The organism is Hafnia psychrotolerans (assembly GCF_014639435.1).
Lineage (GTDB): Bacteria > Pseudomonadota > Gammaproteobacteria > Enterobacterales > Enterobacteriaceae > Ewingella > Ewingella psychrotolerans.
The window spans coordinates 1-15,898 of sequence record NZ_BMFZ01000012.1 but is presented as its reverse complement, the minus strand read 5'-3'; the positions used below and the strand labels follow the sequence as shown (position 1 = coordinate 15,898).

The 15,898-nt window shown below is 49.9% G+C and carries 11 protein-coding genes; 2 read left to right on the top strand and 9 right to left on the bottom strand.

Going from position 1 to position 15,898, the window contains the following annotated elements; translation table 11 throughout:
- The 4 genes from IEV89_RS18355 to IEV89_RS18340 are packed head-to-tail and all read right to left on the bottom strand — an operon-like array spanning position 1 to position 3,571.
- Entirely contained in the window at positions 1 to 786 is a 786-nt protein-coding gene (locus tag IEV89_RS18355) for an ABC transporter permease (RefSeq protein WP_188474967.1), read from the bottom strand.
- 29 nt (positions 787 to 815) lie between these two features.
- Positions 816 to 1,655, bottom strand: a complete 840-nt coding sequence (locus IEV89_RS18350) for an ABC transporter permease (protein ID WP_188474966.1) — start codon at positions 1,653 to 1,655, stop codon at positions 816 to 818.
- A gap of 26 nt (positions 1,656 to 1,681) precedes the next feature.
- Complete coding sequence (locus tag IEV89_RS18345) at positions 1,682 to 2,479, bottom strand: alkaline phosphatase family protein (RefSeq protein ID WP_188474965.1); 798 nt, start codon at positions 2,477 to 2,479, stop codon at positions 1,682 to 1,684.
- A 33-nt stretch (positions 2,480 to 2,512) separates the two neighbouring features.
- Positions 2,513 to 3,571, bottom strand: a complete 1,059-nt coding sequence (locus IEV89_RS18340; RefSeq protein WP_188474964.1) for an ABC transporter substrate-binding protein — start codon at positions 3,569 to 3,571, stop codon at positions 2,513 to 2,515.
- A 200-nt stretch (positions 3,572 to 3,771) separates the two neighbouring features.
- On the opposite strand from IEV89_RS18340, the gene IEV89_RS18335 reads away from it, so the two are divergent.
- A complete protein-coding gene (locus IEV89_RS18335; protein ID WP_188474963.1) occupies positions 3,772 to 4,482 on the top strand; it encodes a UTRA domain-containing protein in 711 nt (236 codons plus the stop codon).
- A gap of 114 nt (positions 4,483 to 4,596) precedes the next feature.
- Here IEV89_RS18335 and metH read toward each other — a convergent pair whose 3' ends face one another.
- The gene (gene metH / locus IEV89_RS18330) at positions 4,597 to 8,280 is read right to left on the bottom strand and encodes a methionine synthase (protein ID WP_188474962.1); all 3,684 of its coding nucleotides are present in this window, start codon (positions 8,278 to 8,280) and stop codon (positions 4,597 to 4,599) included.
- Between the two features lie 262 nt (positions 8,281 to 8,542).
- On the opposite strand from metH, the gene iclR reads away from it, so the two are divergent.
- Positions 8,543 to 9,385, top strand: coding sequence for a glyoxylate bypass operon transcriptional repressor IclR (gene iclR / locus IEV89_RS18325; protein ID WP_188474961.1), 843 nt, complete (start codon positions 8,543 to 8,545; stop codon positions 9,383 to 9,385).
- Positions 9,386 to 9,398: 13 nt separating this feature from the next.
- Here the strand turns inward: iclR and aceK are convergent, their stop codons facing one another.
- The 4 genes from aceK to metA all read right to left on the bottom strand — a co-directional run bounded on the left by aceK (position 9,399) and on the right by metA (position 15,480).
- On the bottom strand, positions 9,399 to 11,153 hold the full coding sequence (gene aceK, locus IEV89_RS18320; RefSeq protein WP_188474960.1) for a bifunctional isocitrate dehydrogenase kinase/phosphatase: 1,755 nt from the start codon (positions 11,151 to 11,153) through the stop codon (positions 9,399 to 9,401).
- 52 nt (positions 11,154 to 11,205) lie between these two features.
- Positions 11,206 to 12,519, bottom strand: coding sequence for an isocitrate lyase (gene aceA / locus IEV89_RS18315; protein WP_188474959.1), 1,314 nt, complete (start codon positions 12,517 to 12,519; stop codon positions 11,206 to 11,208).
- A gap of 56 nt (positions 12,520 to 12,575) precedes the next feature.
- Positions 12,576 to 14,174, bottom strand: a complete 1,599-nt coding sequence (aceB, locus tag IEV89_RS18310; protein ID WP_188474958.1) for a malate synthase A — start codon at positions 14,172 to 14,174, stop codon at positions 12,576 to 12,578.
- 376 nt (positions 14,175 to 14,550) lie between these two features.
- Positions 14,551 to 15,480 (bottom strand): homoserine O-acetyltransferase MetA, encoded by a 930-nt coding sequence (metA, locus tag IEV89_RS18305; RefSeq protein ID WP_188474957.1) that lies wholly within the window; start codon positions 15,478 to 15,480, stop codon positions 14,551 to 14,553.
- Positions 15,481 to 15,898 lie beyond the last annotated feature (418 nt).

The following is a 15,898-nucleotide window of genomic DNA, read 5'->3' as shown; positions in this document are numbered from 1 at the left end:
TCAGCTCTTTCCTTTATTCAGCACGTTAGCCATCCAGGTAAATGCCAGGACAACCACGAAATAGGAGATAACCAGTGCACTGGTGAAATGACCGCTACCGTTGCGCATGTTGTAGAGATAAACCTGCAACGTTTCATAGCGGCTGCCGGCCAACAGATTCGCGAACACGAACTCACCAATTAAAAATGAGAAAGACAGCAACACAGCGATCGTCATCCCCTTACGTAAGTTTGGCAAAACCACCAGCAAAGCCGCTTTCCAGGTACTGGCCCCGAGCAGGTGTGCGGCGTCCATCAAATCACGTAAATTAATCGCCTGCATATTGTTGGAGATAGCACGATAGATAAACGGTAGCGCGATAGTGAAATAGCAGCCGATGAGGATCCACGGCGTCCCGGTCAGCGCCAGCGGCCCTGACGAATAGAGCGACATTAAGCCGACAGAGGAGACTACCGGTGGCACGGCAAAAGGCAAAAGGATGAGCACATTCATTATCGCATCAAGTCTGGGGAAGTAGTAAGCGATCACAAACATCAGAGGCAAAATCAAGACCAGCGACAGCAACAGCGTACCAAAGCAGATCAACAGCGAGTGCCCAAGTGCGACCAGAAAGCGCGGATCACTCCACAGTGCCGTCATCCATTTAAGGGTGAACCCGCTGGGTAAAATGGTCGCTCCCCATTCGTTCACCAACGCATAAACCAGCGTGGCTGCCAGCGGCAACAGTAGGGTGATCATCAATACCCAGACAATCAGACGATGATATAAACCTTCAGCGCGTGACATGGGCCTCCTCCCGGCAATTAGCCAAATTTTCAGCGCACATTCAGATAGCTCCTGCGTAAAAACCACTGATGTATCAGCGTGATAAAGGCCATGAGCACCACCAGCAGCATCGCCAGCGCACTGCCCATGTTCGGATCGAGTGAAATATCACCGGACACCAATGCGGCAATTCGCACTGGCACCACGTTGAAGTTACCGGTAGTCAGGGCGTACACCGTGGCATAAGCCCCCAGTGCATTGGCCAACAGAATGACAAACGTCCCCATCAACGCAGGAAACAACACCGGTATACCAATATGCCGCCAGTAACGCCAACGCCCGGCACCAAGCAGCGCCGCCGACTCGCGCCAATCGTCACGGAGCGCATCAAAGGCTGGATAGAGCAACAGCACGCCGAGCGGGATCTGGAAATAGGTGTAAAGCACAATCAGTCCGTCTTTCGAATACAGATTGAAGCTTTCCATCAGCCCATACTTCTTCAGTAACAGTGTCAGACAACCGTTCAAGCCAAGTAAAATCACAAAGGCAAACGCCAGCGGGACACCTGCGAAGTTGCTGGTCATATTGGTAAAGGACATCACAAAGTCATGCAGCTTTGTCGGACCGAGCTGACGAAGTGAGTAACTACTTACCAATGCAATCAGTAATCCCAATAAACTCGACCAAACCGAGATATCGAGCGAGAAGCGCATCGCTTGTAAATAGAAGGGCGAAGTGAGGATATCGCTGTAATTTCCCCATCCCCAGGCTTCGTAGGTATCACTGTAAAAACTGCTGACCGCTACCCAAATTAGCGGAGCCAGCTGAAAAGCCGTAAAAAACACGGCAAACGGCAGCATGAATAACACGGCTATCCACTTGGCTTTCATCGGCACTCCTCAAAAAGTGGCAGGGTTCAGGCCAGCAATTCCGCGCAGTGCGGTTTATCGTGCGCAATGTTCAGCAGTTGACACAGTGTGCCGCATAGCTCAGTTTGCAGCGGTTCGGCCGCTTGCAAGCTGAAGGCTGATCCAAAGACAAACAGCGGGACCAGACGCTCTTCTGGCAAAATACCGCCGTGGCTACGGTCATCATTCATTCCGTGATCGGCGGTGACAATGACCTGATAACCCGCGGACAGCCAGTCGCCTAAATAGTGCGACAGGATACCGTCAGCTATGCGGGCTTTGTTGCGGTACTGTGGTGTGGAGAGACCGAATTTGTGACCGGCATCGTCGATATTCATCGAATGGATCAGCAGAAAATGCGGGTCATGGCGACGGCGCAGGCTCTCGGCGTCATCAAATAGATGCGAGTCGGGATAGCTGTCATCGTAATAGAAGTGCCCGTGTTGGATCGCCAGCGTTTCATCACTGGTATGGCGGTCGCGCGGCGGGTCAAACGGCGTGCGATTATACAGCTCGCTGACCCAATGATACGCCGCTGCCGCGGTGGACAGCCCCGCATCTCGGGCGTAGTGAAAGATGCTGCGCTGCGTTGAGAGTCGGTCAACCTGGTTGTGTACGATGCCACTCTCAACCGGCGTGATGCCGGTGAGGATGCATTCGTACAAAGGCCGAGACAGCGAAGGCAATGCGCATTCCAGTTGATACAAGCGGCCGCGTCCAGCAGCGCACTGTGCCTGTAAATATCCCATTGCATCACGAGCAACCTGATAATTCAGGCCGTCCAGTACCACTAGAATGCTTTTCATCAACGCTTCGCCTTTATCACTCAATTTTAGTTGTTATTGCTGCATGTTAATCATGACGTTTTCCTGCCACAGACGCGGCAGCGTTTTAGCGCTTTTATCCCACGCAGCAGTGTCAGCAATCGGATGGGCGTTTTTGTATTCTTCGGATGGCAGCAGTTTGACTTTCACATCATCAGGCAAAGTGATGTGATCAGCTCGGATTGGGCGGGCATAACCACGAGCGAGATTTATCTGACCGGCATCGGAGAAAATATATTCACGAGCCAGCTTCGCGGCATTAGGGTGTTTGGCAAATTTGTTGATAATAGTCGTGTAGCCGGAGGTGATGGTGCCATCTGAGGGGATGAGCACATCAAAGCGGGTTTTGTCGATCTTGTCGCGATAGCTCAATCCATTGAAGTCCCAGACCACGCCAACCTGCACTTCACCTTTTTCCAGAGAAGCAATCACCGGATCTGTCAGGCTTAAACGCCCGGCTTTCGCCAGCTTGGCAAAGTATTCCAGACCAGGTTTCAGATTCTTTTCATTTCCTCCCATGGCGTAAGTTGCGGCCAGTACGCCATTTGCCGCCTGCGCTGCAGTCCCCACATCACCGATGGTCACTTTATAGTGACTTTTCAGCAGTTCAGCCCAGCTATGGGGTTCATCTTTCACCTGAGATTTGTCGATAATGAAGGCGATAGTTCCTGTATACGCAAGCGCCCACATACCGTCTTTGTCTTTCGCCCAGTCAGGCACCTGATCCCACGTCGTGGGTTTATAGGCCTGGGTCACGCCTTTCTGGACAGCAATGGGGCCAAAAGCAGCACCAACATCACCAATATCTGCGCTGGCATTGTCTTTTTCAGCCAAAAATTTAGCGATTTCCTGCGCGGAACTCATATCAGTGTCGCTGTGTTTCAGGCCGTACTTCGTGTTCAGGTCACTCCAGGTACCTTTCCAGTTAGCCCAGTCATCAGGCATACCGACACTATTCACCGTTCCTTCAGCTTGGGCAGCCTTGAGAAGTGCCGCTGGAGGCTCAGCAGCAAAAGCCACTGAGGTCGAAAGAACGAGTGCACTGGTAAAGACAGAAGTGAACAACTGTTTCATAACGAATGCTCCAAATGGTAGTGTGAGAGGACTGGTCTAGTCCAGCAAGAACTAAGCCAATCTAGCGACCAATTGTGATAATTATATTACAGTGCGAAAAACCAGCATTTTTAAACCGAAAGCTGTTAATAAGCGCACACAAATTCAGCACAAGATCACCTTGGTGGTGCAAAAAATGCACTGTAATGAGACCTGTACCCATGAGCGAAGCCTTAACAACCGTTGCAGTGATTTGCCTGACACTGAGCGAAAAAATTGCCGCTGGCGTTTTTTCTGTCGAGGGACGTCTGCCTTCTGAGCGCCATCTGAGTGAATATTTTTCCACCACTCGCATCACACTTCGTGAAGCCCTGAGTCAGCTTGAGGGACAGGGTTTAATTTACCGGGAAGTCCGGCGCGGCTGGTTTGTTTCTCCGCCCCGCATTATCTATAACCCGCTGCAACGCAGCCATTTCCATGCCATGGTGCGTGAGCAAGGGCGCAGTGCCCGAACAGAAGTGATTGATGCAGCAGTGCTGACGGCCAGCGACACGGTGTGCAATAAGCTGGCATTACCACTCGGAAGTGAGGTTTATTGCATCCGCCGTTTGCGTTACATCGACGGGAGACCCGTGTTGTATGTTGAGCACTACCTAAATCCGCAGTTCTTTCCAAACATCCTCAATGCTGATCTGACCCAATCGCTGACCGACCTTTATTCAACTCAGTATGGCGTGAGCTACGGCCGGGTTCGTTTCGATATGGTGCCAACTCGCTTATCAGAGCAAGCCTCGTGGGCGTTGAAAGTCGCACCAGGTAACCCGGCGCTGTTCATCACTCGCGTTAACCGTGATCAACATCACCGGGTAATTGACTGTGACCTGGAGTATTGGCGCTATGACGCGTTACAGATTGATGTGGAAGTGAATTGATTAGGGACGAGGCCTGGAAAAAGGCCGAGTAATGTGGCAACTGCGGGAACGCCAGTCAGTGACTGGCGTTCGTGATGGTAGCCAACGCAGAGTCAGCGAGAAAGATGACAGGTATTAGTCTGCGTCGTAACCTAAGTTAGGCGACAGCCAGCGTTCGACTTCAGCTATTGGCATATTTTTACGTGCCGCATAGTCCTCCACCTGGTCACGCTGAATTTGCGCTACAGCGAAATATTTACTGTCAGGATGGCTGAAATACCAACCGGAAACTGCCGCACCCGGCCACATAGCAAACGATTCAGTAAGTTGCATACCAGTGTTCTTTTCCACATCCAGTAACGTCCAAATCTGGCCTTTCTCCGTATGTTCCGGACAGGCCGGATAGCCGGGTGCAGGGCGAATACCTTGATAATTTTCGCGGATAAGTTCTTCGTTACTCAAGTTTTCATTAGCAGCAAAGCCCCAGTATACCTTGCGCACTCGCTCATGCAGGTATTCAGCAAACGCTTCGGCCAGACGATCAGACAGGGCCTTAATCATGATTTTGTTGTAGTCATCATGTTGTTTGTCATAAGCATCGGCTAAGGCGTCCTCCTCCAGACCACCGGTTACCGCAAAAGCCCCCATATAATCTTTTTTACCGCTGGATTTAGGTGCCACAAAATCAGCCAAACAGTAGTTGGCAAAATCAGTTTTTTCAGTTTGCTGCCGCAGGTGATGGCTGACCACCAGCACCTCATTACGTCGCTCATCACTGTAGATTTCAATATCGTCGCCAACACGATTGGCAGGGAACAAGCCTACAACTCCGCGCGGGTTCAACAGTTTTTCACGCGAGAGTTTGTCGAGCAGGTCGTTGGCATCCTGAAATAAACGTTTGGCCTCTTCACCGACGACTTCATCTTCCAGTATTCGCGGATATTTCCCGGCAAGTGACCAGGTCATAAAGAACGGCGTCCAGTCGATATAATTACGCAACGTTTCAACACTGGCTTCCACTTTCTGGATACCCAAACGATGTACCGCAGGTGGTGTGTAGCTCTCCCAGTCGATGCTGGTAGCATTGTCCCGGGCTACTTCCAGGCTGACAGGTGGGGTTCGAGGTTTCTTGCGCCCATGCTGAATGCGTACAGTTTCGTACTCTTTGCGGGTACGCTCGACGAACGCATCACGTTGAGTGTCCGACAACAGTGCTGAAACGACGCCAACTGAGCGCGAAGCATTCTGCACATAGGTTGTAGAGCCGCTATAGTTTTGCTCTATTTTCACCGCCGTATGTGCCTTAGAGGTGGTGGCTCCACCAATCAACAGCGGGATGGTAAAACCACGTCGTTGCATCTCTTTGGCAACGTTCACCATTTCGTCAAGGGAAGGCGTTATCAGGCCAGACAGCCCGATAATATCGACCTTTTCTTCAATCGCGGTTTTAAGGATCTTATCGGTGGGAACCATCACGCCGAGATCGATAATTTCGTAGTTATTACACTGCAATACGACACCCACAATATTTTTACCGATGTCATGCACGTCACCCTTCACGGTCGCCAGCAGAATTTTACCGTTGGTTTTTCCTTTCTCTTTGCTGGCCTCAATGTAGGGTTCCAGATAAGCCACCGCCTGCTTCATCACACGGGCTGATTTCACCACCTGCGGCAGAAACATTTTGCCCTCACTGAACAGGTCACCAACAACGTTCATACCGTCCATCAGTGGGCCTTCAATGACTTCGATTGGGCGCGCCGAAAGCTGGCGAGCCTCTTCGGTGTCCAGCTCAATAAATTCGGTGATTCCCTTAACAAGGGAATATTGCAGACGCTTACGGACGTCCCAGCCGCGCCATTCCGCCTGCTGTTTGTTGGCTTCACCGTCGTCTTTAGTGCCACGGTATTTTTCCGCAATATCCAGCAGACGCTCAGTACTATCATCACGACGGTTGAGGATCACATCTTCAACGGCATCACGCAGTTCGGCGGAAAGATCATCGTAGATGGCCAACTGACCCGCATTGACGATACCCATGTCCAGGCCGCTGCGGATCGCGTAGTAGAGGAACACCGCGTGAATAGCTTCACGTACCGGATCATTACCGCGGAAAGAGAATGAGACGTTAGAAACCCCACCGGAGATCAGCGCATGCGGCAGCTCAGATTTAATATCAGCACAGGCCTCAATGAAATCCACCGCATAATTGTTGTGCTCTTCAATGCCCGTTGCCACGGCGAAAATATTGGGGTCGAAGATAATATCTTCCGGTGGAAACCCCACCTCTTCGGTGAGCAATTTGTAAGCACGACGACAGATTTGAATTTTGCGCGCACGCGTGTCCGCCTGACCCTCTTCGTCAAAAGCCATCACGACCATAGCTGCGCCGTAACGACGAACTTTGCGGGCCTGTCTAAGGAAAGCCTCTTCGCCCTCTTTCATTGAAATAGAGTTAACGATGCCTTTGCCCTGAATACACTTCAGTCCTTTTTCAATAACGTCCCATTTTGAGGAGTCAATCATTATAGGCACACGAGCGATATCAGGCTCACCGGCAATCAGATGAAGGAACCTCACCATGGCTGCCTCGGCATCAAGCATGCCTTCATCCATGTTGATATCGATGATTTGCGCACCGCTTTCTACCTGCTGGCGCGCAACGGCCAGGGCCTCAATATACTTCTCTTCTTTGATCAAACGCTTAAACCGGGCGGAGCCGGTGACATTGGTTCGCTCACCCACGTTAACAAACAGCGTACTGGCATCAATGGTTAATGGCTCGAGTCCGGCCAGACGACACGCGACTGGAATATCTGGCAGCTCGCGTGGGGCGACGCCTTCGACGACTTCTACTATTGCGGCAATGTGCGCGGGTGTCGAACCGCAGCATCCCCCAACAATGTTCAGAAAGCCGGAACGTGCCCATTCGCCAATGTGTTCCGCCATCTCTTTGGCATCCAGGTCATACTCCCCAAAGGCATTCGGCAAGCCGGCATTGGGGTGTGCCGTGACATAACATTCGGCAATGCGAGAAAGCTCAGCCACATATTGACGCAGCTCGTCTGGCCCCAGAGCACAGTTCAGACCGAAAGTGAGCGGTTTAACATGACGCAGTGAGTTATAGAAGGCTTCAGTGGTTTGCCCTGAAAGCGTTCGGCCTGATGCATCGGTGATTGTGCCGGAGATCATGACCGGCAAAATGACGCCCATGGCCTCAAATTCGGTCTCTACCGCAAACGTGGCAGCTTTCGCATTCAAGGTGTCGAAGACCGTTTCAATCATGATCAGATCAGCGCCGCCTTCAATCAGAGCACGCGTCGATTCACGGTACGCTTCAACGAGTTGATCAAAAGATACGTTACGAAACGCAGGGTCGTTAACGTCTGGGGAAATCGATGCTGTGCGGTTAGTCGGCCCAAGCACGCCTGCAACATAGCGCGGTTTATCGGGTGTGCGGGCGGTCCATTCATCGGCGCAAATACGTGCCAGTCGCGCAGCTTCGTAATTGATTTCGGCCGATATCGACTCCATGTGGTAATCCGCCATAGCAATGCGGGTGGAGTTGAAGGTGTTAGTTTCGAGGATATCGGCACCCGCTTCCAGGTAGCCATAGTGGATCGCGGTGATCACTTCAGGTTTCGTCAGTACCAGAAGATCGTTATTGCCTTTGAGATCACTTTCCCAATCGGCAAAACGCTCGCCGCGGTAGTCCTCTTCTTCCAGGCGATAGCTTTGGATCATGGTTCCCATGCCGCCGTCCAATACCAAAATACGCTGTGCCAGCTGCTTACGTAGCGCCTCAACTTGATTCGTCACTCTCACCTCTTCACCTGTCTCTCACCACCGGCAAACCCAACGCACAAGCCGGAAATCATGGTCAACATCCTAGCATACCTTGCTTAGTGGAAAGCTCAGCCCAACGTGAGACTTTTTCAATTCGGGAATACATCCCGCAGTCTGAATGCAACACATCGGATGAGCGAAAAGCCCCGTTGCGATCCATACTGTAGAAACGAAAATGAATTCCAAAAAAACTTTTATTCATCGCTAATTCGCGCATCTTACTAGGAAAAGGCCCATGCCAACGTCCACGTCAACCCCAGCCAAACGCGTTAAGAAAACCAAAGCCGCTGCCAACTCTGGCAGTGCCGCCACCGGACAGGTGCAGTCCCTGACCCGTGGCCTGAAATTATTAGAGTACATCGCTGAAGCACAGGGCAGCGTCGCACTGACCGATCTGGCGCAACAGGCAGGTCTGCCCAATTCCACCACACACCGCTTGCTGAGCACCATGCAGCAGCAGGGATTTGTTCGTCAGGTGGGGGATTTAGGTTTATGGACTATTGGTTCGCATGCTTTCGTCGTGGGGAGCAGCTTCCTGCAAAGCCGTAATCTGCTGGCAATGGTGCACCCGATGCTGCGGCGTTTAATGGAGGAATCAGGTGAAACGGTCAATTTAGCGGTACTGGATCACAGCGATTATCAGGCGATCATCATTGATCAGGTGCAATGTAATGCGCTGATGCGAATGTCAGCCCCGATTGGCGGCAAGCTACCAATGCATGCTTCAGGCGCAGGTAAAGCGTTTCTTTCTACGCTCCCGGAAGAACGGCTGGTAAAGCTGTTGCATAAAATCGGGTTGCACAGCTATACGCCGCTGACCAAAACCTCACCGGTGAACCTGAAGCAGGAGCTGGCGGAGACGCGTAAGCGAGGTTATGCCTTTGATGATGAAGAGCATGCACTGGGATTACGCTGTGTAGCGACATGCATCTATGACGAACATAACGATGCCTATGCGGCGATCTCAATTTCAGGCCCCATTTCCCGTATTACAGATGACCGCGTCACTGAATTAGGGGCACTGGTTATTCATGCTGCCAAAGAGATCACGCAGGCATATGGCGGTGGTAAAAATTAACGAGTCGTCATTGTTACTTCCGAGTGAGAGTCGCATCAACGGATGGGCTCTCATCAAGCCGCAGGCTGAAACGTTGTCTGCGGCGGTATGCGTAGACATCTTCGACATAACCGCCGAGGATACGACGTTGCACTGCCTGCCAGTAACTGGCTTCAAACAGATCGCCATGCAGTTTTTCAAATAAAGGTTTGAGCCGTTTATCGCTGCACAGAAAATAGCGGAACTCCTCAGGGAAGACATCGTTCGGGGAGATGCTGTACCAGGGTTCGCTTGCCAGCTCATCTTCCGGATAGCGTGACGCAGGAATATGGCGAAAATTCACCTCAGTCATGTAGCAAATCTCATCGTAGTCATAAAATACGACACGCCCGTGACGGGTGACACCAAAGTTTTTAAATAACATGTCGCCGGGGAAAATATTAGCGGCTGCAAGTTGCTTTATCGCGTTGCCATACTCTTCAATCACGTCATGCAATTGCTGGTCACTGGCCTGTTCCAGATAAAGATTCAGCGGCGTCATACGACGTTCGATGTACAGGTGCCGCAGAATAATATTGTCACCAGCCTGTTCAATTTTACTGGGAACTTCACGCATTAATTCCGCCATCAGTTCTGCGCTGATATGGTTCTTCGCCAGACTGAAGTACTCAAACTCCTGGGTATCCGCCATGCGTCCCACCCTGTCATGTTCTTTGACCAGTTGGTAGCAGGCCATAACCTGCGCTTCGGTTACCTCTTTTGGCGGAGCGAAGTGGTCTTTAATCACTTTAAAAACGCGGTCACTGCCTTGCAAGGTGAAGACCAGCATCACCATTCCTTTAACGCCAGGAGCAATAATAAACTGCTGGTCATTTTGTGCGATAAAACGCAGATGCTCGCGGTAACACTCTGTTTTTGCATGTTTCTGGCAACCGATGGCGCTATACAGTTCCGCTGTCGTTTTACCGGGCAGGATCTCACGTAGCCACTCCACTAACGCACCAGGCTGGGGTGCATAAACCATAAAGTAGGAACGGGCAAAACCAAATACAATGCTGGCGTCATTACGATCAGTCAAACAGGCGTCAACAAACAGCTGACCGCTTAGGCTACGGTGAATAGGTAAAAGAAACGGTAAAACCTCTCCGGCAATACGGATTTTACCGACCAGCCAGGCCGCTTTATTGCGATAAAAAAGTTCGGTGGCGACGTCAAAAACAGCAAGGGAGAGCTGCTCAGACGTAGCGATGGCTTGCAGGGCGTGACTGATATAGCGAGCATCACGTTCACTGTCCTCCCATTCAAGTCGCAGTGGGAGATCGGCCAGCAACATTTTTATCATTCGAAGAAGATTACCCTGTCCTTCATATCGGCGAAAAAGCGGACGGGGAAATATGCTGTGATTGCCGTCCGTTTGTTCACTGAAAATAAACAGTTTTTCAGCAGCTAAATCACGATGTTTAAAAATGCGGCAGTAGACGGAATTAAAAAAACTTTCGGCAATTTCAGCCCTTGGGTAATCAGGTAACAGCTCGCCGTAGGCGCGTTTAACCTTTGCCAGAAAGGTTGTGTCATAGAAATTAGAGCCGGTGATACATTTGAGTTGGGTAACGACCAACCCTACATGATGGTCGTACAAGTGGATCCGCTGTTTCATTGCCGTTTGCACGGCGACCCAGTCGGCTTGTTCAAATCGATGTTGAGCGCCTGAAGTGACCTCCAGAAAGCGTCCATACTGGGCATCAAACCCTTGCAAAATAGTCTGAGCGATCAACAATTCAATACGCATAGGCTGCGCTCCTAAACAGGAAACAGGCCTGGGGATACCAGACCTGTAGACATCAAACGCCGAATTGTTGTTCTTCAGTAGAGCCGGTTAACGCCGTCACTGATGAGCGACCACCCTGAATAATGTTAGTGACTTTATCAAAATATCCGGTGCCAACCTCCTGCTGATGAGAAGCAAAGGTATAACCGTGTTGGATAGCGGCAAACTCGGGTTCCTGTACTTTTTCAACGTAATGCTTCATACCTTCGCCCTGAGCATAGGCATACGCCAGATCGAACATGTTGAACCACATGCTGTGAATGCCGGCCAGGGTAATGAACTGATATTGATAACCCATCGCGGCAAGCTGATCCTGGAAACTGGCGATGGTTTTATCATCAAGATTCTTTTTCCAGTTAAAGGATGGTGAGCAGTTATAAGCCAACAGTTTGCCAGGGAATTTGGCATGAATGGCGTCTGCAAAATGCTGAGCCAGAGCCAGGTCTGGCGTGGAAGTTTCGCACCATACAATGTCAGCATAAGAGGCATAGGCCAATCCGCGGCTGATCGCCTGCTCTATTCCCGCACGAGTGCGGTAGAAGCCTTCGGGAGTGCGTTCACCGGTAATGAATGCGCTGTCATATGGGTCGCAGTCGGAAGTCAGTAAGTCAGCAGCGTCAGCATCGGTTCGCGCAACCAATAGAGTGGGTACGCCTAACACATCAGCCGCCAAACGGGCCGAAATCAGTTTATGGACCGCCTCCTGGGTAGGTACCAGCACTTTTCCGCCCATATGCCCGCATTTTTTTACGGCGGCAAGCTGGTCTTCGAAATGCACCGCAGCAGCACCCGCTTCAATCATTGATTTCATCAACTCAAAGGAATTGAGTACACCACCGAAGCCCGCCTCTGCATCGGCAACAATCGGTAGAAAGTAGTCGGTATAGCCTGCCTGCCCAGGCTCAATACTGTTCGACCACTGGATCTGGTCAGCGCGACGGAAAGTATTATTAATGCGCGCCACGACTTCCGGGACCGAATTCACCGGATAGAGAGATTGATCCGGATACATGCTGGAAGCGGTATTGGCATCTGCTGCCACCTGCCAGCCTGAAAGATAGATAGCCTCTATACCCGCTTTAGCCTGCTGTAGCGCCTGCCCTCCCGTCAAAGCACCGAGGCAATTTACGTAACCTTTACGCGATGTCCCATGCAACAGATTCCATAAACGTTTAGCGCCATTCTGCGCCAGAGTGCATTCGGGATTGACCGAGCCACGTAGGTTTACTACCTCGGCAGCGCTATAAGGACGGCGGATACCCTGCCAGCGTTGTTGTGACCAGATCTCTTCAAGCTGCTGAATTTGTTCAGTACGGGAGTTTTTCATGGCGCGGTTTCCTGTTCTTAATATTATAAGTTTGCCGTTTGTAGGGTAAGACGACTTCAAGCCAATAAGGCGTAACCTGGCAGCGTGAGGAAATCGATCAGCTCATCCTGTGTAGTGATACGTTCCATTAAAGCTGCGGCTTCATCAAACCGGCCTACGCTGAAGCGCTGCTCACCCAGTTCCTGTTGAATAATCTGCATCTCCTCACACAACATCTGACGAAAGAGCGCTTTAGTGACCGATTGACCATCACTGAGCGTTTTGCCATGGTGGATCCACTGCCAGATGGATGTGCGGGAGATCTCAGCCGTCGCCGCATCCTCCATCAATCCATAAATCGGCACGCAGCCATTGCCGGATATCCAAGCCTCAATGTATTGCACTGCGACACGAATATTGGCGCGCATGCCCTCTTCGGTGCGCTCCCCCTGACAGGGTTCAAGCAGTTGGCTCGCAGTAACAGCAGCATCTTCCTGGCGTAATACATCGAGCTGATTTTTGTGCTCACCTAATGCTTGATTGAAAACAGCCATTACGGTATCTGCGAGGCCTGGGTGCGCTATCCAGGTTCCGTCGTGACCGTTTGCCGCTTCAAGCTCTTTGTCCGCTTTAACTTTATTGAGCACCCACTGATTACGTTCGGTCTCTTTACTGGGAATAAAAGCCGCCATTCCCCCCATCGCCAAAGCGCCGCGGCGGTGACAAGTTTTGATGAGCAGACGAGAATAAGCACTAAGGAACGGCTGCGTCATCGTAACGGCTTGACGGTCAGGCAATACGCGATCAGCGTGATTCTTAAGGGTCTTGATATAGCTGAAGATATAATCCCAACGCCCACAATTTAAGCCAACGACGTGATCCCGCAAATGGTAGAGAATTTCGTCCATTTGAAAGACCGCAGGCAGAGTTTCGATCAGCACGGTGGCTTTAATGGTTCCGCGTGGCAGGTCGACATAATCTTCCGCAAAACTGAATACGTCACTCCACCAAGCCGCTTCCTGATATGACTGAGTTTTGGGCAGATAAAAATAAGGACCGCTGCCCTTTTCCAGCAGTGCGCGGTAGTTGTGAAAAAAGTAGAGCGCAAAATCAAACAAGCCACCGGGTATCGATTCTCCTTTCCATAGCACATGCTTTTCCGGTAAATGGAGACCACGAACCCGGCACACCAGTACCGCAGGATTTGGTTTTAACTGATAAATCTTGCCCGATTCATTGGTGTAACTGATAGTCCCATTGACAGCATCACGCAGATTGAGCTGACCCTCGATGACTTTATTCCAGTCGGGAGAGAGCGAATCCTCAAAATCAGCCATGAATACCTTCACGTTAGCATTGAGCGCATTGATCACCATTTTCCGTTCTACCGGCCCTGTGATTTCAACCCGGCGATCCTGGAGGTCGGCAGGTATACCGCGAATACTCCACAATTCCTCTTTAATGGAAGTTGTTTCCAAAATAAACCCTGGCAAATGGCCCTCATCAATACGCTGCTGAACAATATCTCTTTCCTTCAAGAGCTGATTTCGAGCATCGGTAAATCGACTTACCAATTGCGCAAGAAAATCGACGGCATCATCAGTTAATATTTGAGATTCTTTTTCAGTAAAACCGCGCGTGAAATCCAGTATGGAGCGAGTTACTTGTTGATTCATCGATAATCTCCCGACTTATCTCTCTTATCAGCCAGGATAATAAACGTCCGGCTGGCTCATTACTGGTGGCTGATAGTTAAGTGCTAAAGAACTTTTTACTTAAAGGATCTTTACCTAAACATAAGCCTCCATAAGATCTAAGCGTAACCAATAAAATGATAAAATCAAAAACGATTTCCATTTTATTTTTAAAATAAATTTTTAATTATATTAATCATATGGATACACTGAAAAATATTTTTACAGTAATAAGATAGGTTTTCATTTTCGAAAATCAGGAGGAGAAGGATTTGCCAGGAGGTATTGAGGAAACAGACTGAGGACTATGGAAGTACTTTGGCGGGCGACCCATAAGATCACCCACGAGATCAAACAACTACTCGAAGCTTGGGTTCATCTGCCGTAAGTCGAATGGTGTGATCTGATAAACGTAATAGTTCAACCAGTTAGTGAATAACAGATGCCCATGACTACGCCATGTAGCCTTCGGTGATAGCTCAGGGTTATCTTGAGGGAAGTAGTTGAATGGCATATCCGGCGATAGCCCGGCATCGCGATCACGCATGTATTCGCCCGCCAAAGTGCTCGCGTCATATTCCGGATGACCCGTAACAAAAGCCATCCGCTTGTCTTTTGTAGCAAACAGATAGGCACCGGCTTCTTCAGATTCAGCCAAAATATCGAGATCGGTATACTTACGCAGTTCTTCTACAGGAAAATCTGCATAGCGAGAATGTGGGGCTAAAAAGCTCTCATCGAATCCACGTGTCAACAATGCCAGAGGCTGCAATATATGGTGATGGTAGACACCCGATAGTTTAGTCTCTCGCGTCATTTTGGATGTCCCGTAAAGTACATTTAGTGCCGCCTGCACAGCCCAGCAAACAAACAGAGTAGATGTGACGTGTTCTCTCGCCCAATTAACCACGCGTTCAATTTCCGGCCAGTAAGCGACATCGCAGAAATCAACCAGACCGAGGGGGGCTCCGGTAACAATCAGACCATCAAAATTGTCATTCTGGATATCTTCGAAGTCACAATAAAAGTTATTCAAATGTTCAGCAGGCGTGTTTTTTGACTCACGGCTATCAATGCGCAGTAACTGCACATCGATTTGCAGAGGCGAGTTGGAAAGAAGACGCAAAAACTGATTTTCAGTCTCGATCTTTTTTGGCATCAGATTCAGGATCAGTACCTTTAAAGGACGAATTTCCTGTGTTTTTGCACGTGAAGACGTCATAACAAAAACATTTTCATTCCGCAGAAAATTCACGGCAGGTAACTCATCTGGAACCCGAATAGGCATAACAACTTCCTCACTACATCCATTTATACGTTTAGACTTCTAGATGCCTGAAGATAACGTTTTTACGCTTGAAAGTCGATAACAGTATTATCAAGGTGAAAAATCTTCAGCTTTAAGGAATATTTTTAGATGTTTTTGCTATATGGCAGCCGGTAACCAATAGTCATTGATCTGTTGAGAAGAATGTTCACCCCTTTATTCTATAAATTCCATATAGCAAAAAGCCCTGTACGTCAGTACAGGGCTTTCTACTTATTTGATGCCTGGTTGTTGATGACCCACGCCGTGGCTCACCCTGCGGGCCGTTGCTGCGCAACGTTCAAAAGGCGTCCCCTTTTGTCCTACTCTCTGTTCGTCTAGCCAACCACCTGATAGCAATAAAGACAAAAGCCCCGTACTTTCGTACGGGGCTTTTGTC